The sequence below is a fragment of the Sphingomonas sp. KR3-1 genome (assembly GCF_040049295.1).
GTDB lineage: Bacteria > Pseudomonadota > Alphaproteobacteria > Sphingomonadales > Sphingomonadaceae > Sphingomonas.
Window position 1 is genome coordinate 1,264,712 of sequence record NZ_JBDZDQ010000001.1, and the last position, 20,972, is coordinate 1,285,683.

Below are 20,972 nucleotides of genomic sequence, written 5' to 3' on the forward strand. Positions count from 1 at the left end.
CGAGCGAAGAAGATGGCGAGCGGGTTTCCCCCTCCACCACCGGCTTCGCCGGCGGTCCCCTTCCCCCGGAGCTGTGCTCCGAGGGAGGAATCTTTCAAACCCGCTCCACCACCAGCGCGATACCCTGGCCGCCGCCGATGCACATCGTCGCCAGGCCGTAGCGCCCGCCGATCCGCGCCAGCTCGTGGACCAGCTTGGTAGCGATGATCGCGCCGGTCGCGCCGACCGGATGGCCGAGCGAAATGCCGCTGCCATTGGGGTTCACCTTGGCAGGATCGAAGCCGAGCTGGTCCGACACGGCGCATGCCTGCGCCGCGAACGCCTCGTTCGATTCGATCACGTCCATGTCCGCCACCGACAGTCCCGCGCGCGCCAGCGCCGCGCGGGTGGCGGGCACCGGGCCCATGCCCATGAAGTTGGGGTCGACGCCGGCATGGCCATAGGCGACGATCCGCGCCATCGGCGTCAGCCCGTGCACGGCAATCGCCGCCTCGGTCGCCAGCACCAGCGCCGCGGCGCCGTCGTTGATCCCCGAGGCGTTGCCCGCGGTCACCGTGCCGTCCGCCTTGAAGATCGTGCGCAGCTTGGCGAGATCGGCGGCATTGGCGTCGGCGCGGACATGCTCGTCGACCGCGAACACCTTGGTCGCGCGTCCGGCCTTGACCTCGATCGGCACGATCTGCCCCTCGAACCGCCCCTCGGCGATCGCGCGGGCGGCGCGGGCATGGCTCTCGGCGGCATAGGCGTCCTGGCGCGCGCGATCGATGCCGTGGCGCTCGGCGACATTCTCCGCGGTCACGCCCATCAGCCCGCCGCCGAACGGATCGGTCAGCGCGCCGTTCAATCCGTCGACCACCGTCGCGTCGCCCATCTTCTGCCCCCAGCGCGTGGCGGGGGAATAATAGGGCGCGCGGCTCATCACTTCGGCGCCGCCGGCCAGCGCGATCTCGGCATCGCCGAGCATCAGCATCTGCGCGGCGGAGACCACGGCCTGCAGCCCCGAGCCGCACAGCCGGTTGACCGTCATCGCGGGCACGTCCTTGGGAATGCCTGCCTCGATCGCCGCGACGCGCGCCAGATAGGCGTCGCGCGGCGCGGTCGGGATCACCTGGCCGAACACGACATGGCCGACGGCATCGGGGGCAAGTCCTGCCGCCTCGAGTACGGCGCGCGTCACGGTGGCGCCCAGGCTGCCGGGTGTCTCGTCCTTCAGCGCGCCACCAAAGGTGCCGATCGCGGTGCGCCGCGCGGCGGCGATATAGACATTCTGGGTCATGCGTTCACCTTGTCGGCGCGGGCGGCCATTTCGTACTGATATTGCTGCTCGCCGCGCGCGGGGATCATCTCGCCTTCACGCGCACCGACCGCGTCGATCCGATCGAGCAGCGCATCCGCCACGCCCGCGCCGTCGCCCAGGAACAGCCCGCGGGTCATCGTCACATGCGCCTGCTCGAAGCTGCCCGCACCGGCGAGCAGGATCGCGCGGCTCGGCGCGTCCTCGGCGGCGAGCGCGACGATCGCCGGGCTCACCAGCGAGGCGTCGAGCCCCGCCAGCATCTCTTCGGAATAGAGCCCGTTGGTCATCCCCGTCGCCGCGCTCGGCGCCAGGCAGTTGACCCGGATGCCATAGCGCTCGCCTTCGATCGCGAGCGTCTGCATCAGCCCGACCAGCGCCATCTTGGCGGCGCCGTAGTTCGCCTGGCCGAAATTGCCGTAGAGGCCCGAGGACGAGGTGGTGAAAACGATCCGCCCGTAATTCTGCGCGCGCATCGTGTCCCACACTGCCTTGGTGCAGTTGACCGATCCCATCAGGTGCACGTCGAGCACCAGGCGGAAATCGTCGAGGTCCATCTTGGCGAAGCTCCTGTCGCGCAGGATGCCGGCATTGTTGATCAGTATGTCGATTCGGCCCCAGCGGGCGAGCGTTTCCTCGCACATCGCCTGCACGCCGGCATAGTCGGTGACGCTCACTGCCGCCGCCAGCGCCTCGCCGCCCGCCGCCGCGATCTGCGCGACGACGGCCTGGGCCGCCTCGCCGTTCATGTCCGCGACGACCACCTTGGCGCCGCGCGCCGCCAGCGCGATCGCATGCGCCGCGCCCAGCCCGCCGCCGGCACCGGTGACGATCGCCACCCGGGTCGAGAGATCGATCCCCATCTTGATTCCTTTCAGAGATTGGCCGCGTCGAGCGACGCGAAATTACGGTCCGTGCGCGCCAGCTCGACGAGCAGCGGCGCGGGCGTCCAGGCCCAGCCGTTGCGGCCCGCCGCGAACTGCGCGATCCGCTCGAGCACCTGCGTCAGCCCGATCTGGTCGGCGAAGTACATCGGCCCGCCGCGCTCGCCGGGGAAGCCGTAGCCGTCGAGATAGACGACATCGACATCGACCGGGCGATAGGCGATGCCCTCGCCCAGGATCTTCGCGCCTTCATTGATCAAAGCATAGATGCAGCGCTCGACGATCTCCGCATCGCTGATCGCTCGCCGTTCGATGCCGAGCCGCGCGGACTCCGCCAGGATCAGCGCGTCGATCTCGGGATCGGGCTCGGCGGTGCGCCCGTCGGGATAGCGATAAAAGCCGGCCCCGGTCTTCTGTCCGAAGCGGCCAAGCTCGCAGACGAGATCGGGGATCTTCGAATAGGGCCGGTCGGGCTGCTCCAGCGCGCGGCGCTTGCGGATGCTCCAGCCGATGTCCTGCCCGGCCAGGTCCATCACCGCGACCGGGCCCATCGCCATGCCCCAGCGCTTGAGCGCGCCGTCGAGCTGCGCCGGCAGCGCGCCTTCCTCGAGCAGGAACCAGGCCTGGCGCAGATATTCCTCGAACATGCGGTTGCCGACGAAACCGTCGCACACGCCCACCGCGACCGCGCTCTTGCCGATCGCCTTGCCGAACGCCATCGCCGTCGCCAGCGTCTCGGGCGAGGTCTTCGCGCCGCGCACCACTTCGAGCAGCTTCATCACGTTTGCGGGCGAGAAGAAGTGCAGCCCCACCACGCGCTCGGGCGTGGCGGTGAACGCCGCGATCGCATCGAGATCGAGCGTCGAGGTGTTGCTCGCCAGGATCGCGTCCGGCCGCGCGACGCGCTCCATGCCGGTGAACACCTGGCGCTTGACGTCCATGTCCTCGAACACCGCCTCGATCAGCAGGTCTGCGTCCGCGGCGGCATCGATGTCCGCCGCGCCGGTCAGCGCGCCGACCCGCGCGTCGGCCGTCGCCGCGTCGATCCGCCCCTTCTCGACATCGCGCAGGATCGTCTTGGCGATGCTCGCCCGCGCCTTGTCGAGCGCGTCGGCGCGCGGCTCGACCAGCGTCACCTTGATCCCGGCATTGAGCAGGGAGAGCGCGATGCCCGTCCCCATCAGCCCGCCGCCGATCACCGCGACCGTGCCGATCCTGCGCGGCTTCACCTCGCCGAGGCCGGGCACGCGCGCGGCAATGCGCCGGCCGAAGAATGCGTGCCGCAGCCCGCGCGATTCGGCCGAGCCGAGCAGCTCGCTGAACAGCTCGGCCTCGACCTTCAGCCCGCCGGCAAAGTCGTGCGTGCCTATCGCCTCGACACAGGCGACGATCCGCCGCGCCGCCAGCGAGCGGGGCCTGGCCGCCGCCAGCGCCTCGGCAAGGTCCGCCGGGACCGGCATCTCGCCCGTGCGGCGCACCGGCGCGCCGCCCTGAAGCAGCGCGATCGCCGCCGCCTCGGCATCGCCGGTCACCAGCCCGTCGACGATCCCGGCGTCGCGCGCCTGCGCCGCGGTGAGGATCCGCCCGCTCAGCATCAGCTCGAGCCCGGCCTTGGCGCCGACCAGCCGCGGCAGCCGCTGCGTGCCGCCGCCGCCCGGCAGCACGCCCAGCGTCACTTCGGTCAGCCCGATCTTCGCGCCCTCGGACGCGACACGGTGGTGGCAGGCGAGCGCCAGCTCGAGCCCGCCGCCCAGGCAGGCGCCGTTGATCGCTGCCGCAACCGGCTTGTCCGAGCGCTCGATCGCCTCGATCATCGCGCGATTGGCATCGATTTTCGACGGATCACCATCGAATTCGGTGATCTGCGCTCCCGCGCTGAAGATCCTCGCTCCGCCACTCACGACAATTCCCGCCACCCCGGGATCCGCGACCAGCCCGGCAAAGGCATTGGCGATCACGCCGACGCCGTGCACCGACTGGGTGTTCACCGGCGGATTGGAGAAACGCAGCACCGCGACTGCCCCGCGCCGCTCGACCTCGACTTGCAAAGCTTCCCTCCCATTGGCAGCGTTGAGCGAGCCGGGTATCAAATGTTGGTTTGTTGGACAAAGGGATTTTGATGGCATTCGCAAAGCTCACGATCGCGCGTGCCTATCAGGCAGTGCAGCAGGCACTGGAGGAGGCGATCGTCAGCGGTGCGCTGGCGCCGGGCGAGCCGCTGCCGACCGAGACCGAACTGGCCGAGAAGTTCGGGGTGACGCGCCACACGGTGCGCGAGGGGATGCGCGCGCTCGAGCAGAGCGGGCTGGTCAAGCGCGATGCCGGGCGCCGGCTCCACGTCACTCGCCCCAAACACGATGCGCTCGCCTCGCAATCCTCGCGCGCGCTGGTGATGCAGCAGGTCTCGTTCGGCGAGATCTGGGAAGTGGCGATGCAGCTCGAACTGCTGGCGATGGACCTGCTCGAGGGCCGCATCGACGACGATCTGGTCGAGAAGCTGGAGGCCAATGTCGCGGCGATGGCCGCCGCGCTCGATGCCGGCGCGCCGATCAGCGACCTCGATGTCGAGTTCCACGCGCTGCTCGCGCACGCCACGCAGAACCGCGTGCTGCTGCTGTCGCGCGAGCCGGTGTCGCTGCTCTTCTATCCCTCGCTCGACCGGCTGTTCACCCACCCCAAGACCAGGGACCATTCGCCCTGGCGCATCCTGGAGGCGCATCGCGAGATCGTCGCCGGGCTGCGCGCGCGCGACCTCGACCGGGCGAAGCTGTGGATGAAACGGCACATGGCCGATTTCCGCCGGGGCTATGAACTCGCGGAGCTGCCGCTCGACGCGCCGATCGGCCCGGCATAGGCCCGCGCACCGAAGCGCGCGGGCCGGGCAGGATTACTGGGCCGCTTCGTCGGCGTCGATCACACCGTTCTTGTTGGCATCGGCGCGGTCGAACTTGGCGAGGTCCTCGGCGGCCAGCTCGGCGGCGCTGACAGTGCCGTCGCCGTCGGTGTCGAGGCGCTTGAGCCGGCGATCGACCTTGGCCTGGTCCATCGTCTCGCCGCGCTTCTCCGCCGCCTTGGTCATGAACGCCAGCAGCTCGGCCGGGCTCGCCTTGCCGTTGCCGTCGGCGTCGAGGTTCTTGAACTTCTTGGCCGACGCCGCCTGCGCCTCGGCGCGGGTCTGGCCCGCCTTCTGCGCCATCGCCTGGCCCGAGATCAGCAGCGCGCCGGCAACCACGGCAAGTTTCAACATCTTCATGATTCGTCTCTCCTTGGGTCTATGATCTTGATCAGAAACGGAAACCGGCGCTAGCCCGCGCGCTCACATTCGATCCGCCCTCGCCCGTCTCGCCGCGCAGGCCAAGGCCCAGCACGAAACGGCCGACATTGGTGGAGGCATCGAGCCGTCCCGCCGCTACGGTCTTGCCGAACTGCGCGCCGTTCGCGGTGAAGCCGTTGCCGGTATCGACGAACTTGAACCAGCGCACCGCCTCGGGGTCGTCGAGATAGGTGCGCCCTCCGACATCGCCGGTGAGCGTCACGCCGCCCAGCAGCACGGTGCCGCGCACGCCGTAGCTCGCCAGGCTGGTCGTGGTCCGCGCCTTGCCCGCAACCAGCGCCGCCGCGCCGCCCCATTCCTGGACACGGTCGAAGGTCGCCGAATTGACGCTCATCCCGGCATAGGGACCAACGCGCGTGCCGCCGCCCAGCTTGGCGAACCAGGCCAGCTCGCCAAACGCAGTATAGCTGTGCCCGTCGCCGGCTGCGGCCAGCTGGTTGGAGAGCCCGCCGAACGCAACCCGGCGCTCGGTGGAAATCGTGTTCGCCGAATAGCCGACACCGCCGGCGAAGCGCAGCCCGCCCAGCGTGTAGCCGAGATAGGCGAAGGCCGAATTGCTCACCAGCTTGCCCTGGCTCGCCCGCGCATCGAGGCTGATCTTGTTCTTCGCATAGCGATAGGAGACGCCGTAGCGCAGATTGTCGCCGGTCATCTCGATGCCGCCCGAGATCGTCTGGCGGTCCGATTCGAAGCCGGCCAGCCCGTCCTGCGCGCCTGCCTTGAGCTGGCCGACATCGCCGGCGATCCACGCGGTGCGCTTCTGCCCGCGCGGACCGTCGATCCGGCCGATCAGCTCGCGGCCGGCGTCATGGCCGTCGCGCGAGGCCACGGTCATGCCCGCGGTGAACACTTCGCCCGAAAGCTGGTCGAAGGCACTGCGCGCATCCGCCGCGTTGAGCCCGATCACTGCGTCGAACACCCCGCCTGAGCTCGCCTTGCCCACGGCGGCGGCCACCGCGATCTGGTTCGGCGTCTGCGCGACCGAGGCCAGGCTGACATCGTTGCGCAGCAGGCGCAGCTGCACGGTGCTGGCGTTGTACACCAGGCTCGGCGTCAGGAAGGCGAGGTCGGTCACCACGCCGGCGAAGGTGCCGGTCACCGCCGATCCGGTCAGGATCGTATAGCTGGTCAGCGGCAGGAAGTTGGTCGCACCGCCGGTCAGCACCGAGACGGTGCCGCCATTGATCGTCACCGCGCCGGTCGCGATGATCTGGTCCGAAAGCCCGGTCGGCGAGACCTCGACCATATAGGTCGAGCCCGCCGCGAAGGTCAGGCTGCCGGCGACGTTGAGCGTGCCGATCGAATTGCCCGGCGCGACGACGCCGCTGACGCTCAGCGAGCCGGTCTTGCCCGATCCGCCCAGCCGCCCGTTCGCGCCGATCGTCAGCGTGCCCGCCAGCGACCCGTTCACCACCAGCATGCCCTCGTTGATCGTGGTCGAGCCGGTATAGGTGTTGGCGCCGTTCAGCGTCAGCGTGCCGCTGCCCGCCTTGATCAACCGGCCGGTGCCCGAGAGCACGCCCGAATAGGCAGTGGCGCCGGTGCCGCTGACGGTCAGGATCGCGCTGCCCAGCGCGATATTGCCGTCGCCGGCCAGCCCGCCCACGGTGGTGGCGAAGTTCGCCAGGTTCACCGCGCCCGGCGCAGTCACCGTCAGCGTGCCGGTGCCGAACGCATTGGCGATGCCCGCGGTCAGCGTGCCGCCGTTCACAAGCGTGCCGCCGCTATAGGTGTTGGCGGCGGAGAGCGTCAGCGTGCCGGTGCCGGTCTTCACCAGGCTGCCGGTGCCGCTGATCACGCCGGTATAGGCGGTGTTGGTGGTGCCGCCCGCGGTGAGCGCGCCGCTGCCGAGCAGGATCCGTCCCGCACCGGTCAGCGCTCCGACCACCGCGCGGCTGCCGTTGATGTCGAGCGTCGCGCCGCTCGCCACGTTCAGCGCGCCGCCGCCGGTGATCGTGCCGCCGTCGAGCCTGAGCGTGCCGGCATTGACCGCGGTCGCGCCGGCATAGCTGTTCGCGCCCGCAAGCGTGAAGGTGCCGCTGCCCGCCTTGGTCAGCCCGCCGCTGCCGCTGATCGCGCCCGAGAAGCGCGTGTCGCTGTTGCCGCCGCCGGTGGTCAGGCTGCCGCCCGAAAGCGTCACCGCGCCTTCGCCCGCCAGGCTGGCGACCGTCTGCGAGGCGGCGAGATCGAGCGTCGCGCCTGCCGCCACCGTCACCACCGTGCCCGCCGGCAGCGCCCCGCCGACGCCGGCGCGCAGCGTGCCGCCGGCCACCGTGGTGGCGCCGGCATAGCTGTTGACGCCGCCCAGGATCAGCGTGCCGCTGTCGAGCTTGTTGATCCCGCCGGTGCCGCCGATCGCGGCGCTGATCGTCGCGCTCACGCTCGGGTCGACGCGGATATTGGTCTGCGCGTCCGCCAGGCTCAGGCTGCCGGTGCCCGCGGCGATCACATAGCCGTTGGTCATGAACTGCATGCCGGTCACGCTGATCGCGCCGTCGACCGTCACGGTGCCGGCCGTGCTCTGGAACACGGCGAAGCGCCCGCCCCAGCTGTCGTTCGTGGTGCCGTCCGCGCCGGTCCAGTTGGTGCGCGTGCTGGTCCAGCTGCCCGAACCGCCGTTGACCGTGCCATTGGCGGTCGTGCCGGCGCCGTCCCAGAACTGAATCTCGGGGACGATATTGTCATAGACCAGGTTGACCTGGCTGCCGACCGAGGTCTGCACGTTGATGTGCGGCGCGTTCGATCCCGCCGGCAGCGTGCCGATCGCCAGGCCATTGTCGGTGAGCGTGCCGGTATAGTCGATCAGGCGATAGACGCCGACGCCGAAGCCGCCGAGATCGGTGACGTTGAGCGTGCCGTCGAGCACCAGGTTGCCATTGACCTGGATATGGTCGCTCGCGCCCGCCACGTTCGGCGCGCCCAGCCCCATGTCGAGCACCGAGCCAGAGGAGAGGACGAGCCCGCCGGTGGTGATGCTGCCCGCCGCGGCGCCGCCGGCGGCGAGATGCGCGCCGTCGGCGATCGTCACCACGCCTGCCGCGCTGCCCGTGCCGGTCAGCGTCGCGCCGCCCGCCACGGTAACCGCGCCGGCGACGCTGCCGTCGAGCTGCAGCGTGCCGCTGCTCACCTGGGTGAGCCCGGCATAGCCGTTGACGCCGCCCAAGATCATCGTGCCGGTGCCGGTCTTGGTCAGCCCGCCATTGCCGCTGAGCACCCCGCTGAAGCCGTCATTGGCGTTGAGGCCGCCCGTGGTCAGGGTGCCGCCGAGCAGCACATTGCCCGCGCCGTTCAGCCCGCCGACGGCCTGGTCCGCGCGGATGTCCAGCGTCGCGCCCGATGCGACCGAGACGTTGGTCGTCACCGGCAGCGCGCCGCCGTTCAGCGCGACCAGCGTGCCGCCCTGGATGTTGGTCGCGCCGGCATAGCTGTTCGCGCCCGCCAGGATCAGCGTGCCCGCGTCGTTCTTGAGCAAACCGCCGCTGCCGGCGATGTTGGCGCTGATCGTCGCGGTCAGGCCCGGATCGACGCGGATATTGGTCAGCGCGGTATTCGTGGTCAGCGTGCCGCTGCCATGGGCGATCTCGTAGCCGTCGGTCATGAACTGCGCGCCCGAGAACAGGATCGCGTCGTCCACCGTAACCACGCCGGCCGCGCCCCCGAACACGCCGAACGCGCCGGCCCAGCCGCTATTGTTGGTCGCCGCCGCGTCGGTCCAGTTGGGGAAGGCATTGGTCCAGCTGCCGCTGCCGCCCTGCGCGACGCCGTCGCCCGAATTGTCGGTGCCGTCCCAGAACTGGATCGTGGTCGCCGCCGGCGTGCCATAGACCAGGTTCACCTGCGTCGCGACCGAGGTCTGGATCGTCATCAGGCTGCCGTTCGCCCCCGCGGGCACGCCGCCGATCAGCAGGCCGTTGTCGGTGAGCCCGCCGGTATAGTTGATCAGCCGGTAGACGCCCTCGCCGAAGCCGCCGGCATCGGCGATGTTCAGCGTGCCGTCGAGCACCAGGTCGCCATTGACCTGGATGCGGTCGCCGGTGCCGGGGGCGGCCAGCTCGTAGTTGAGCACCGATCCGCCCGACAGGATCAGCCCGCCGGTGGTCAGCGTGCCGACGCCGCCATTGCCCGGCGCGATCGTCGCGCCCGAGGCGTCGAGCACGCCGTTGATCCGGCCCGCGCCGCCCAGGCTGGTGCCCGCCGCCATCGTGACATTGCCCGACCAGCGGCCGGAAAGCGCGACGCCGCCGCCATTGACCGCGAGCAGTCCGGTCGCGCTGTTCTGGCCCGACAGCGTCAGCGTGCCGCTGCCGACCTTGGTGAGACCGCCCATATAGGCGACCACGCCCGAGAAGGTCGTGTCGCCGCCCAGCCCGCCGGTGGTGAGCGTTGCCCCCGCGGTGCGGCCGGTGTCCACCGTGCCGCTGCCCGAGAGGTTGCCGATCACCTGGTTGTAGCCGATCTGGGTGCTGCTGCCTGCGGTGTCGACGCCGTTCAGGTCGAGCGTGCCGCCGCTGCCCAGGATCACCGCCGAATTGGCCGAGAAGCTGTTGTCGAGCAGGCCTGTGCGCAGCATGCCGCCGTTGATCACCGTATCGCCCGAATAGCTGTTCGCCGTGGTCAGCGTCAGGTTGCCGGTGTTGACCAGCTGCAGCCCGCCGGTGCCGCTGATCGCGCCGCTCGTCTGCAGGTTGCGCGTGCGGTTGTAGATCAGCGTGCCGTTGTTGACGACCGCGCCCGCCACCGAGCCGCCATTGCTGGCGTCGAGATCGTCGAAGCGCAGCGTCGCGCCCGCCGCGATCGTGGTGCCGTTGCGCGGCGCCTGGCTGTTGACGATGCCCCAGGTGCCGCCCAGCACGTTGAGCGTATCGACGCCGCTGGTGCTCACCAGCACCTGCGAGCCTGTCCCGGTCAGGTTGAGGATATCGGTCGAGTTGGTGTTGCCCGGCATCGAGATGGTGCCGTTGATCACCGCGCCGGTCTCGATGGTCAGCGTGTTGACCGTGCCCGCGACCGGGGACCCGCCGAACGCGACCGCATTGCCGCTGGCATTGCTGCCGGTGCCCGCCGAAGTCGTGCTGCCGGCGGCCAGCGTCACGCTGTTGAGCGTGCTGGTCGCGCTCAGGTTGATGCGGATGCCCTCGCGGGTCAGCGTCGAGGCCGGCAGGCCGCCGTCCGCGCCGCTGATCGTGCCGCGGTTGATGATCGTGGTGTTGCCCGCACCGATGATTCCATAGACGCCGGTGATGACGCCGGTCACCTCGTTGGTGAGGACCAGCGTGCCGTTGGCGCGCACGCCCTCGCCCTGCGTGGCGGAGGTCGCGCCGGTGCCGAGGTTGGTGACCACCACCGCGCCGGTGCCGGTGATGCTGCCCGCATTGACGATCGTCGAGGCGCCCGAGGTCAGCACGCCCTGGTTGCCGGTGATCGAGCCGCCGGCACGGTTGTTGAGGATCAGGCTCGCGCCCGGAATCGTCATCTCGACGCCCTGCGCCGCCTGGCCCAGCCCGGCGGTGTTGGTCGCGCCGGTGCTGATGATCGTGCCCGAATTGTTGATCGTCACCACGCCGGTGTCGGCGGCGGTCGCGGTGATCTGGATGGCGTCGTTGCCGCCGCGGATCAGGCCGGTGTTGTTGATCGTGATCGTGCGCAGCCAGGCGGCGGGCGGCGTGGCGGTGTCGCCGGTGCCGCTGATCGCGCGGCCGTTGGTCGCCGAGTTGGGCACACCCTCGATCGTGCCGTCATTGGTGATGACGATGCCGGTGCCGGTGCTGGCGCCGTTGATCGTCACCGCGCGGTTGCCCGCGACCTGGATCGTGCCGCCGGCCGCGACCGTCAGCGTGTCGTCGGCGTCCATGTTGGTGTTGCCGGTCTTGGTCGTCCCGGCGGCAACGGTGGTGTTCTGCGCATGCGCCACCGTGGGCAGCACCGCGAAGCAGGCCGAGAGGAGCAGGCGCGTGCGCAGGCTGCGGCTACGGATCGAAAAGGTCATGAATCTTCCTCCCCAAAGGCGGCGCGTCCGGCCGCATTGGCTTCGCCATTTGTCTGGCTGCTTGTGATTTTGGTGGAGCCCGCGCCGCGGCACGCGCTCCGCCGCCCCCGGGCGGCGTCGTATCGGCGCTAGGCCGGCGTCCGCATCTTCGCTTGCACTCCCATCGCATCCTCTCTGCAGGTTCCGGCTTTTCCCGGTCCAGGCGGACCGGTTGCGGAATTGTGGTGGATAAGGCCTGATCCCCGGTCCGGAGTCAATAGAATGGTTAGTCCAGAAATAAGATACTGGTCCGGTCCAGTTTCAGGCAGTTTTGCAATCCGGAGGTTTGCGCCGGAACCGTAGGCAGCCGGCATCGTCCCGCGCGGCTCGGATCGATGCCCCACAGGCAAGCCCGCACGGCCCCGCGCAGCAGCGCGCCGCGCGTGGTCAGGCCATTTTCCGACGCTCGGTTCGCGCGCTATCCGGCTGCTAGGGCCCCGACCGCACAGGCGTCGCATATCTGGCCATGGTCACTCTCTCCCCGCACCGGGCATCTTGTTGTCAGATGTCTTGGTTACCAGTGTCATGCCAATAGTGCGCAGTTTCAGCGCGGAGTCAAGTATTGGTCAGGCCACATGCGCCGCACAGGCGCGCGCCCATCGCGCCGCGGCCCGCGCGGCGATCCGGGTTCTGCGCCTCGACGGAAAGGCCGTTCAGCTCAGCTGGGCGCTGATCAGGAAGCGGTTGCGGCTTGCCTCGGCCTTGCGGCGCAGCTCGAGGATCTCGCGCTCCTCCGATGCCTTGAGCATCGCCTCTAGCAGCCGGCTGAAATGCTTGCGCATCGCCGTGCGCGCCGCGACCGAATCGCGCTGCTTGAGCGCTTCGAGCACCGCGGCATGCTCGTCGTGCCGCGTGTCCTCGTCCTTGTGGCAGACCGAGGCGTGGAGCGCGCAGATCTCGGGGATCTCGGTGCGCATCCGCCACAATGTATTGATCACGAACATGATCGCCTGGTTGCCCGAGGCGGAGGCGATCGTCAGGTGGAAGGCGCGGTCCGCCTCGGTGGCGGCGGTGCTGCCCTCCTCGGCCTCGGACATCGCGGCGACCAGCGCCTCCAGCACTTCGATCTGCTCGTCGCTGATCGTCGGCGCCGCCAGCGCCGCGGCTTCGGACTCGAACAGCGAGCGCGCCTCGGTCAGCTCGAACGCGCTCACCACCGGCAGCGCGCCGGCGGCCTGCTCGCCCCGGTCGCAGACATAGACGCCCGATCCGGTCTTGATCCGCACCAGCCCCTGCGCCTGCAACGCGATCTCGGCCTCGCGGATCGTCACCCGGCTCACGCCCAGCCGCTCCGCCATCTCGCGCTCGCCGGGCAACCGCGAGCCGGGAGGGAAAGTGCCCTCCGCGATCATCGCCGCGATACGCTCGGCGATATCCTGGAAGAGACGGCGTTCAGCCATAAAGGGCCCTCGGTTTACTTGGTCTGGTCACCTGCAATGCCCCAGACCGCGCCTGTTTGGAATAGGCAATTGGTCCGCACCGGCGCCGCCGCCCTGCTCAGCGCAGGCGCAAGCGGAAGCTCAGGAAATATTGCGGGCCATAATATTCCACGTTCCGGGTGCTGCCGACCACCGGCATGTACTCGACGCGCGGCTCGTTGAAGAGATTGAGCGCCTGGAAGCGGATATCTGCCTGCTTGTTGAGCTTGTAGCTGATGTTCGCATCGAAGGTATTGTTGCCCTCGACATAGCGCAGCTGCGTATTGTCGGTGGTGAACGCCTGATAGTAGCGCGAGCGGTAGCGATAGATGCCCTGCAGCGCGATCGGCCCGATCTCGTAGAATGCCTGGGCCGAGAAGACGTGCTTCGAATAGCCGCTCAGCCCCGCCGCCGGGATCAGCCCGGGCACCACGTCGCCGGTCGCGCTGTCGATGATGTCGCCGTAGCGGATGTCCTGCGTCTTGTAGTTCGACCAGGCATAGTTGTAGCTCAGCTTCACGCCCAGCCCGTCGAGCGGATGCGGCAGCCAGGTGAACTGGTTCGAGGCGGTCAGCTCGAGGCCGTACAGATCGGTCTTGTCGCTGCTGTTGGTCGTCTGGGTGACCGGCACCAGATAGTCCTGGCCGCCGATCGTGAAGGCCTCGTCGGTGGTGATCGGAATCTTCCCGCCGGTGAACTTCTTGTAATAGACCGTCGCTGCGAACAGCGTGTCCTTGTTGGCATAATATTCGAACGCCAGGTCGCCGTTCCACGACATGGTCGGCTTCAGCCGCGGGCTGCCGGTGGCGATGATCGAGCCGATCGCATCCTCCACCGTCGGGAAGCCCTGGCCCGGCACATCCTCGGTCGCCAGCGTGATGTCCCGCCCGGCGCCCAGCGCGCTCGGCGCCGGCCGCGACATCGCGCGGTAGATGCCAGTGCGAATGCGCATCTTCGGCGACAGGTCGAAGATCGCGTTGATGCTCGGCAGCCAGCGCATCGTGCTCGAGGTGATTTCGGTGGCCGTGTAGTTGGTCGCATCGGCCTCGAGGCGGATGCCGCCGCCGGCGACCGGGATCACGTTGAGCGCGGCGCGAAGCCCGCGCGAGGTCACCTGGGTGTGCACGCCGCGCACGCCGAAATTGCCGCGCACGCCCAGCCCGCCCAGGATGTCGCCCGAGAAGCTGGCCATCGCATAGCCGGCCCAGGTCTGTTCGGTGACGTCCGAATTGTCGACCGAGCGCAGGTCGCCGGTGTTGCCCGGATCCTCGGTGCCCAGATAGTTGCGGAACTGGCAGAGCACGTCGAAGGTCGCGAAGCTGCCGATGCTCGGGCTCGGCGCGTCGGCCAGGAAGTTGCGCTGAGCGAAAGGCGTGCGGCACGCCAGGTTGACCGCGCGGTCCACCGCCAGGCTGTCCTGGGTGAGGATCTTGTCGTTGCTGTAGCCGAAGAACTTGCGCTGCGCCCAGCGCCCGCCGACCTCGATCCGCTGGATGAAGCCGCCGAGCTTGTAGCTCGCGTCGAACCGGCCCGAATAGATCTCGTCGTCGCGGCCGTCCTGCGAGCGGGTGAACTGCGCGTCGTCGCTGAACGCGGTATAGTCGCTCGGGTTGAAGCGGCTGTCATAGGTGAAGACCGGCAGGAAGCTCTGCGTGAAGTCGACATGATAGGGGATGCGCTGGTTGTTGATCGCCGTGCGCACGCCGTAGATGTCGAACGGATCGGTGCGCAGGCGCGAGGTGCGGGTGATGTCCAGGCGCTTGGTGTGCGAATAGCCGAAGTCCGCGGTCACCGTCAGGCGGTCGCTCGGCTTCCACTCGACATTGCCGCCGAAGCCCAGATATTTCTCGTCGCGCTGGAACAGCGCCGACTGGACCTGCATCGTCGCCGAGCCATCGGCCGAGAGCAGCTGGTGGTTGTCGCCGATCACGACATTATGGAGGTTGTAGCGGCCCTCGGCGGTGCCGAAGTCGTGGCGTTCCTCGCTATATTGGCGCCGCGAATATTGCAGGTCGAGATTGACGTCGATCGTCGGGCTCGGCTGCCACTGGAGCGCACCGAACACCGCGTTGCGCAGGTCCGAGGTGATCATCTGGCGATAGAGGTATGAGTTGGACGCGTGGTAGAAGGGCGTGCCCGAATTGCCCTGCTGGCGCGTCACTTCGGTGCAGTTGGTGGTCGAGACCACGGCGGCATTGCAGGTGAACCAGGTCGAGCTGGTGTAGAAGCGCTCGACCGGATCGCTCACGTCGTTGCGCTGATAGCCGATCGAGACGCCGATCTTGCCGAGGTCGCCGGCGTCGAACTGGTCAATATAGCTGAGCGTGGCGCGGTAGCCATAGGGGCTCTGGCCGTCGATCCGGTCCTGATAGGGATTGTAGTTGCCCTTGATCTCGGCCTGGATCTGGCGGCGCTTGTAGTCGAGCGGCTTGCGCGTCTCGAGCATGATCGAGCCGGCGACGCCGCCTTCGATCAGGTTCGCCTGCTGCGTCTTGTAGATCTTGATCGCGTTGAACAGCTCGGACGGGAACTGGCCGAAATTCACGGCGCGGTCGCCCGAGCCGTTGGTCGCCTCGCGCCCGTTGAGCGTGGTCAGGCTCAGGCCCGAGCCCAGGCCGCGGATCGAGACTTCGGTCGGGCCGTAATTGGCGCGGTCGATCGTGGCTCCGGTGATCGTCGCGATCACTTCGCCGACCGACTGGCCGGGCAGCTCGCCGATCTCCTTGGACGAGACCGCATCGACGATCGCATCGGCATCGCGCTTGGACTGGATCGAGCTCTGGATCGTCTCGCGGATCGCGGTGACGACGATCTGGTCTTCCTGGCTCTGCTCGGGCGCGGCGGCCTCGGGAGTCTCCGCCTGGGGCGGCGTGCTGTCCTGCGCGAAGGCCGGCGCAGCGGTCAGCGCCGCGAAGAGCGAAGCCCCTGCCAGCAGCGCAAACCGGGCACGCGCGCGCGGACGGATGGAGACCCTAGCCATTCAAATCCTCCCCAATTCTATGTTTTATACCAATTCTAGGTACCAGCGGTCCGGATGATGTCAATGCTATCTTGATACCAATTCTCCAATCCGCTTAGTGCGGCGCCAGAAAACGGGACAGGAGGATTGGATGGCAGGGGAACGGGCGAGTAGCGGACCAGTGCGAATCATCGGCTTCGGCGAAGTGATGACCCGGCTCGCGACCCAGGGTCGCATCCAGCTCCCGCAGGCAGCGGCGCTCGATCTCCATGTCGGCGGTGCGGAGGCCAATGTGATCGCGGCGCTGGCGGCGCTCGGCCACGCTGCCGGGCTGGTCTCGGCGATCCCTGCCAATCCGCTCGGCGACGGCGCCTGGCGCGCGCTCAGCGCCGCAGGCGTCGACCTGCGCCGCAGCCGGCGCGCGCCTGGCCGCCAGGGCCTCTATTTCCTCGCGCCCGGCGGGTCGCTGCGCGCCTCCGAGATCCTCTACGATCGCGCCGGCAGCGCCTTCGCCGTGTTCGACTGGTCGGGCTTCGACTGGTCCGCGGCGTTCGAGGGCGCCGAGTGGCTCCATGTCTCGGGCATCACCCCGGCGCTCGGCCCCAGCCTGGCGCGCGCCACCCAGGCCGCGATGCGCGCGGCGCGGGCGCTTGGCCTGCGCATCTCGTTCGACGGCAATTACCGCCCGGCGCTGTGGGAGAGCTGGGACAGCGATCCGCGCGGCATCCTCTCCGGGCTGGTCCGCGAAGCCGATCTGTTCTTCGCCAACCACCGCGACATGGCGCTGTTGCTCGGCCAGCCCTTTTCGGGCGACGGCGAGGCGCGGCGGCGCGAGGCGGCGCTGGCCGGGTTCGCCGCCTTTCCCAACCTCCAATGGATCGCGTCCACTGCGCGCCATGTCGAGACCAGCGACTGCCACCGCCTGGCGGCGCGCATCGACACCCCCGCCACCGGCTTCCAAACGCCCGAGATCGTGATGCCCGGCATCGTCGACCGGATCGGCGGCGGCGACGCCTTTGCCGCGGGCGTGCTCCACGGCCTGCTCGAAGGCGAGGCGCCCGAGCGCGCCGCCGCGCTCGGCCTGGCGCTCGCCTGCCTCAAGCACAGCGTCCCCGGCGACATGGCGCTGTTCACTCGCGCCGACGTCGAGGGCTTCTCGGGCGCAGGCACGGATGTGAAGCGCTGATTTGGCCTCCCACCCCGGCCGTCACCCCGGCCTTGCGCCGGGATGACAGAAGGAGAGCAGCTCAGAACCATCCCCAGATCGGGTTGGCCGGGTCCGCCAGCAGCTTCACCGTCAACGCGGCGGACATGATCACCAGCAGCGGCCGCACGCCCTTGCCGCCGAAGCGGATCGCCAGCCGCGCGCCGATCTGGTTGCCGCAGATGTTCGCCGCCGCCATCGCCACCGCCAGTCCCCACAGCATGTGCCCGCCCAGGATCATCGCGAGCAGCCCGGCCAGGTTGGTCGCGAGGTTGAGGAACTTGGTGGTGCCGATCGCGCGCACCAGCCCCAGCCCGGCGAGCGCGACCAGCACGGTGGTGAGGAACGATCCGGTGCCGGGGCCGAAAAACCCGTCATAGAAGCCTATGGCGGTGACGATCGCAGTCAGTGCCGCCGGCCCGATCCGCGCGTGCCGGTCCGCCTCGCTCATCCTGGGCGCGAGCAGGAAATAGCAGCCCATCAGGATCAGCAGCACCGGCACGAAGGCGGCAAGGAAGCTGGGGTCGAGATGCTGGACCGCAGTCGCTCCCGCCGCCGCGCCCAGGAACGCGCCGAGCGCGGGCACGACGAAGCGCCGGAAGTCGACATGGCCGGCGCGCGCATAGGTGAGCAGCGCCGATCCGGTGCCGCAGGCGCTGGCGAGCTTGTTGGTGGCGAGCGCCGAGACCGGCGGAATGCCCGCGGCGAGCAGCGCGGGCAGCGAGATCAGCCCGCCCCCGCCCGCCATCGCGTCGATCGTGCCGGCGAGCAGCGCCATGGTGATGAGGAAGGCGAGGATGTCGGGGGTGAGATGCATTGCCGGCCCGATAGGGCAGCGCCGCCCGACAAAAAAGAGGGGCGCGGCCAGGCAAGCCGGCCGCGCCCCAGGGACGGAGCTCAGGGGAGCAGCTGGCTGCTCAATTCGGGAACGGCGACGGCCAGGTCATAGGCGACGATCTTGGCCATCGCCTTGGCGCCGACTTCGCCGAGATGGGTATAGTCGAACTTCTCGATCGTCCGCCCGCGCGGGCCGATCTTGGGGCCGGTGGCAGGCGTCGATTCGGGCGCGGGGCGCGGGCGCAGCGTGGTGCCCGCCTTGGCCGCGGCGACTTCCTCGGGCAGCGGCTCGGCCATCGCCAGCTTCATCGCCTCGACGGGCCCGAGCTGCTCGACGGCCTTGGCGCTGTCGCGGTTGAGCTCGACCACCGGGGTCCTGGTCTCGAGCGCGATCTTGCGCACCGCATCGGCCCAGGCGGCGAGCGTGTTGTTGAGCTTGCCGCCGCGGAACTCGCGGCGCGACAGCGGCGTCACCAGCACCGGCACCGCGCCGGCGGCGCGGACGTCGAGCACCATCTGCTTGAGGTTGGACTGGAAGTCGGTGTTGAGGTCGGTCCAGCGCTCGGCCTTGGTCGACTGGTCGTTATGACCGAACTGGATCAGGACGTACTTCTTCGCATAGCCCTGCGCCGAAGCCTCGCTCAGCGCGATCTTCCACGAGCCCTCGGCCTGGTAGCTGCGCGTCGAGCGGCCGCCGCGGCCGAGGTTGAGGCAGGCGACGCTCGACTTGACGTGGTAGGCGCAGAACACCGACGCCCAGCCGCTGCCCGGCGCCATCGTCGAATCGCCGACCAGGATGATCTTGTAGGCGGAGATCGGCGGCGCATCGACGCGCTTCTCCCGCTTGTCGAGCGAAGGCTGCGCCTCCGACGTCTGGGCGAAGGCCGCCCCCGGCAGTGCCGCCAATGCGGCCAGCGTGATTGCTAGTTTGAGCATTTTACCCTCCCAGTTGCGGCCTTCTTTCCCTCGATCAGGAGAAGGCGAGGCCGCCGTTGATGTCCATGTTGACCCCGGTCAGGAACGCGGAGTCGCTCGTCGCGAGGAAGACCACCGCCGACGCCACTTCGTCCGGATGCCCCTCGCGGCGCAGCGGCGTGTTGCCGGCGGTCGCCTTGCGGCCCTCGGGCTTGGAGAAGGTGTCGTGGAAGCTGGTGCCGATCAGGCCCGGGCACAGCGCGTTGACGCGGATGCCCTGCGGGCCCAGCTCCTTGGCCATGCTGCGGGTGAAGGTCATCAGCGCGCCCTTGGCGGTGGCGTAGATCGACGCGCCCGGCCCGCCGCCGTCGCGCCCGGCGAGCGACGACAGGTTCACGATCGCGCTGCCCTCACCGAGATGCGGCAGCACTGCCTTGGTGACCAGGAAGGTCGATTTGAGGTTGAGCTCCATGACATGGTCGAAGAACGCCTCGTCCATGTCGGCCAGCGTCTTGCGGGCGACCATGCCGCCCGCGACGTTGACCAGCACGTCGACGCGCTCGCCGAACGCGGCGGTCGTCTCGCTGACCAGCTTGGCGACGTCGGCCGGCTTGGTCACGTCGGCCTGGACCAGGATCGCGGTGCCGCCTGCGGCCTCGATCTCGGCGACGGTCGCCTGCGCTGCCGCGGCGTCGCTGCGATAGTTGACCGCGACCTTGGCGCCCTGGGCCGCCAGCTGCAGCGAAACCGACTTGCCGATGTCACGCCCGCCGCCGGTTACGATGGCGACTTTGTCCTTCAATTTCATGCTGCGTCCTGTTTGGTCTGGGGAGTTGCGCCCTCGATCCGCGGCACGCCGCGTCCGAGGATCAGGATGGAAATCAGCGCCAGCGGCACCAGCGCCGCGGCCAGTGCGAAGATCGGCGCATAGCCCTGGCTGGTCATCGCCGGCACGAGCCAGGTGGTGATCAGCGTGCCGGCCACCGCGGCGGTGCCGCTGATGCCGGCAAGGCTGCCGACCGCGCCACCGGCGAAATAGTCGCCCGGCATCGTCTGGATGTTGTTGATCGCGACCTGGAAGCCGAACAGGATCACCGCGATCAGCAGCACCGCGGTCAGCGGGGTCGAGGCGGTCGCGGTGAGCAGCAGCGCCGGCAGCATGATCACGCAGCCGATGGCGATGGCGAGCTTGCGCGCCGCCAGCGCGTTCCAGCCCCGGGCGATCAGCACGCCGGAGAACCATCCGCCGAGCAGGCTGCCGAGCATCGCGCCGACAAACGGCACCCAGCCGAACATGCCGATCTGCTTGACGTCGAAGCCGAAGGTCTCGGCCAGGTAGATCGGCAGCCACGAGACGAACAGCCACCACACCGGATCGAGGAAGAAGCGCGAGAGCAGCACGGCCCAGCTCTGGCGATAGCGCAGCAGCTCGAGCATGCCCGGCGCAGGCGCGGCGACCTCGGGCGCATCGGCGCTCGCCGGACGCGCGGCGATGTGCGCGCGCTCCTCCGCGCTCAGCCAGGGATGGCGATCAGGATCGGCGCGGTAGATCAGCAGCCACGGCACCAGCCACAGCAGCCCGAGCACGCCGACCAGCACGAAGGTGGCCCGCCAGCCGAACGAACCGTAGAGCGCCGCCACCGCAGGTGCTGCGATGATCGCGCCGATCGCTGCGCCGGCGTTGAAGATGCCCTGTGCGAACGCGCGCTCCTGCGGCGGGAACCACAGCGCATTGGCCTTGACCGCGCCCGGCCAGTTGCCCGCCTCGGCCACGCCCAGGGTCGCGCGGAAGCAGAGCAGCGCACCCAGCGAGCGGACCAGCGCATGCGCGCCGATCGACAGCGACCACACCGCGATCGCGATGACGAAGCCGATGCGCGTGCCGATCCGGTCGAGCAGCTTGCCGAACAGCGACTGGCCGAGCGCATAGGCGACCATGAACACGGTGACGATCAGGGCATAGTCGGCCTTGTCGGCGCCGATGTCCTTCGACACCGCCGGCCACATCACAGCCAGCGCGTTGCGGTCGATATAGTTGATCACCGTCACCAGCCCGATCAGGGCGATGACGAACCAGCGAAGACCCTTGACCCGCGTCATCG

13 protein-coding genes are annotated in these 20,972 nt (G+C 69.1%); 2 read left to right on the forward strand and 11 right to left on the reverse strand.

Annotation, left to right across the window (positions count from 1 at the left end; all coding sequences use genetic code 11):
* Positions 1-94 precede the first annotated feature (94 nt).
* The 3 genes from bktB to ABLE38_RS06295 are packed head-to-tail and all read right to left on the reverse strand — an operon-like array spanning position 95 to position 4,226.
* Positions 95-1,276: a beta-ketothiolase BktB gene (gene bktB / locus ABLE38_RS06285; protein WP_348973303.1), complete on the reverse strand. Its 1,182-nt coding sequence runs from the start codon at positions 1,274-1,276 to the stop codon at positions 95-97.
* Positions 1,273-2,157, reverse strand: coding sequence for an SDR family NAD(P)-dependent oxidoreductase (locus ABLE38_RS06290; protein ID WP_348973304.1), 885 nt, complete (start codon positions 2,155-2,157; stop codon positions 1,273-1,275). Before ABLE38_RS06290 ends, bktB begins: the two co-directional genes overlap by 4 nt.
* An 11-nt stretch (positions 2,158-2,168) precedes the next feature.
* Entirely contained in the window at positions 2,169-4,226 is a 2,058-nt protein-coding gene (locus ABLE38_RS06295) for a 3-hydroxyacyl-CoA dehydrogenase NAD-binding domain-containing protein (RefSeq protein WP_348973305.1), read from the reverse strand.
* Positions 4,227-4,297: 71 nt separating this feature from the next.
* Between ABLE38_RS06295 and ABLE38_RS06300 the strand changes: the two genes are divergently transcribed.
* Positions 4,298-5,032, forward strand: coding sequence for a GntR family transcriptional regulator (locus ABLE38_RS06300; protein ID WP_348973306.1), 735 nt, complete (start codon positions 4,298-4,300; stop codon positions 5,030-5,032).
* 33 nt (positions 5,033-5,065) lie between these two features.
* On the opposite strand, the gene ABLE38_RS06305 is transcribed toward ABLE38_RS06300, so the two are convergent.
* The 4 genes from ABLE38_RS06305 to ABLE38_RS06320 form a co-directional block, all read right to left on the reverse strand.
* Positions 5,066-5,431, reverse strand: a complete 366-nt coding sequence (locus ABLE38_RS06305) for an EF-hand domain-containing protein (protein WP_348973307.1) — start codon at positions 5,429-5,431, stop codon at positions 5,066-5,068.
* 31 nt (positions 5,432-5,462) lie between these two features.
* Complete coding sequence (locus ABLE38_RS06310; RefSeq protein WP_348973308.1) at positions 5,463-11,498, reverse strand: autotransporter-associated beta strand repeat-containing protein; 6,036 nt, start codon at positions 11,496-11,498, stop codon at positions 5,463-5,465.
* Positions 11,499-12,190: 692 nt separating this feature from the next.
* The gene (locus tag ABLE38_RS06315) at positions 12,191-12,937 is read right to left on the reverse strand and encodes a FadR/GntR family transcriptional regulator (RefSeq protein ID WP_348973309.1); all 747 of its coding nucleotides are present in this window, start codon (positions 12,935-12,937) and stop codon (positions 12,191-12,193) included.
* Positions 12,938-13,034: 97 nt separating this feature from the next.
* Positions 13,035-15,935: a TonB-dependent receptor gene (locus tag ABLE38_RS06320; protein ID WP_348973310.1), complete on the reverse strand. Its 2,901-nt coding sequence runs from the start codon at positions 15,933-15,935 to the stop codon at positions 13,035-13,037.
* A 130-nt stretch (positions 15,936-16,065) separates the two neighbouring features.
* On the opposite strand from ABLE38_RS06320, the gene ABLE38_RS06325 reads away from it, so the two are divergent.
* Complete coding sequence (locus ABLE38_RS06325) at positions 16,066-17,100, forward strand: sugar kinase (protein ID WP_348973311.1); 1,035 nt, start codon at positions 16,066-16,068, stop codon at positions 17,098-17,100.
* Between the two features lie 61 nt (positions 17,101-17,161).
* On the opposite strand, the gene ABLE38_RS06330 is transcribed toward ABLE38_RS06325, so the two are convergent.
* From ABLE38_RS06330 to ABLE38_RS06345, 4 genes are all read right to left on the reverse strand, one after another.
* Positions 17,162-17,935 carry a TSUP family transporter gene (locus tag ABLE38_RS06330; protein WP_348973312.1) on the reverse strand — a complete coding sequence of 258 codons (774 nt, stop codon included), beginning with the start codon at positions 17,933-17,935 and terminating at the stop codon, positions 17,162-17,164.
* A gap of 80 nt (positions 17,936-18,015) precedes the next feature.
* Complete coding sequence (locus ABLE38_RS06335) at positions 18,016-18,891, reverse strand: rhamnogalacturonan acetylesterase (RefSeq protein ID WP_348973313.1); 876 nt, start codon at positions 18,889-18,891, stop codon at positions 18,016-18,018.
* Between the two features lie 34 nt (positions 18,892-18,925).
* Positions 18,926-19,678, reverse strand: coding sequence for a glucose 1-dehydrogenase (locus tag ABLE38_RS06340; protein ID WP_348973314.1), 753 nt, complete (start codon positions 19,676-19,678; stop codon positions 18,926-18,928).
* Positions 19,675-20,970: an MFS transporter gene (locus ABLE38_RS06345; protein ID WP_348973315.1), complete on the reverse strand. Its 1,296-nt coding sequence runs from the start codon at positions 20,968-20,970 to the stop codon at positions 19,675-19,677. Before ABLE38_RS06345 ends, ABLE38_RS06340 begins: the two co-directional genes overlap by 4 nt.
* Positions 20,971-20,972 lie beyond the last annotated feature (2 nt).

Excerpts from the sequence above, each read along its gene's own strand:
- bktB (WP_348973303.1), bottom strand. The coding sequence starts at position 1,276 with ATGACCCAGAATGTCTATATCGCCGCCGCGCGGCGCACCGCGATCGGC.
- ABLE38_RS06290 (WP_348973304.1), bottom strand. The coding sequence starts at position 2,157 with ATGGGGATCGATCTCTCGACCCGGGTGGCGATCGTCACCGGTGCCGGC.
- ABLE38_RS06300 (WP_348973306.1), top strand. The coding sequence starts at position 4,298 with ATGGCATTCGCAAAGCTCACGATCGCGCGTGCCTATCAGGCAGTGCAG.
- ABLE38_RS06305 (WP_348973307.1), bottom strand. The coding sequence starts at position 5,431 with ATGAAGATGTTGAAACTTGCCGTGGTTGCCGGCGCGCTGCTGATCTCG.
- ABLE38_RS06310 (WP_348973308.1), bottom strand. The coding sequence starts at position 11,498 with ATGACCTTTTCGATCCGTAGCCGCAGCCTGCGCACGCGCCTGCTCCTC.
- ABLE38_RS06315 (WP_348973309.1), bottom strand. The coding sequence starts at position 12,937 with ATGGCTGAACGCCGTCTCTTCCAGGATATCGCCGAGCGTATCGCGGCG.
- ABLE38_RS06320 (WP_348973310.1), bottom strand. The coding sequence starts at position 15,935 with ATGGCTAGGGTCTCCATCCGTCCGCGCGCGCGTGCCCGGTTTGCGCTG.
- ABLE38_RS06325 (WP_348973311.1), top strand. The coding sequence starts at position 16,066 with ATGGCAGGGGAACGGGCGAGTAGCGGACCAGTGCGAATCATCGGCTTC.
- ABLE38_RS06330 (WP_348973312.1), bottom strand. The coding sequence starts at position 17,935 with ATGCATCTCACCCCCGACATCCTCGCCTTCCTCATCACCATGGCGCTG.
- ABLE38_RS06335 (WP_348973313.1), bottom strand. The coding sequence starts at position 18,891 with ATGCTCAAACTAGCAATCACGCTGGCCGCATTGGCGGCACTGCCGGGG.
- ABLE38_RS06340 (WP_348973314.1), bottom strand. The coding sequence starts at position 19,678 with ATGAAATTGAAGGACAAAGTCGCCATCGTAACCGGCGGCGGGCGTGAC.
- ABLE38_RS06345 (WP_348973315.1), bottom strand. The coding sequence starts at position 20,970 with ATGACGCGGGTCAAGGGTCTTCGCTGGTTCGTCATCGCCCTGATCGGG.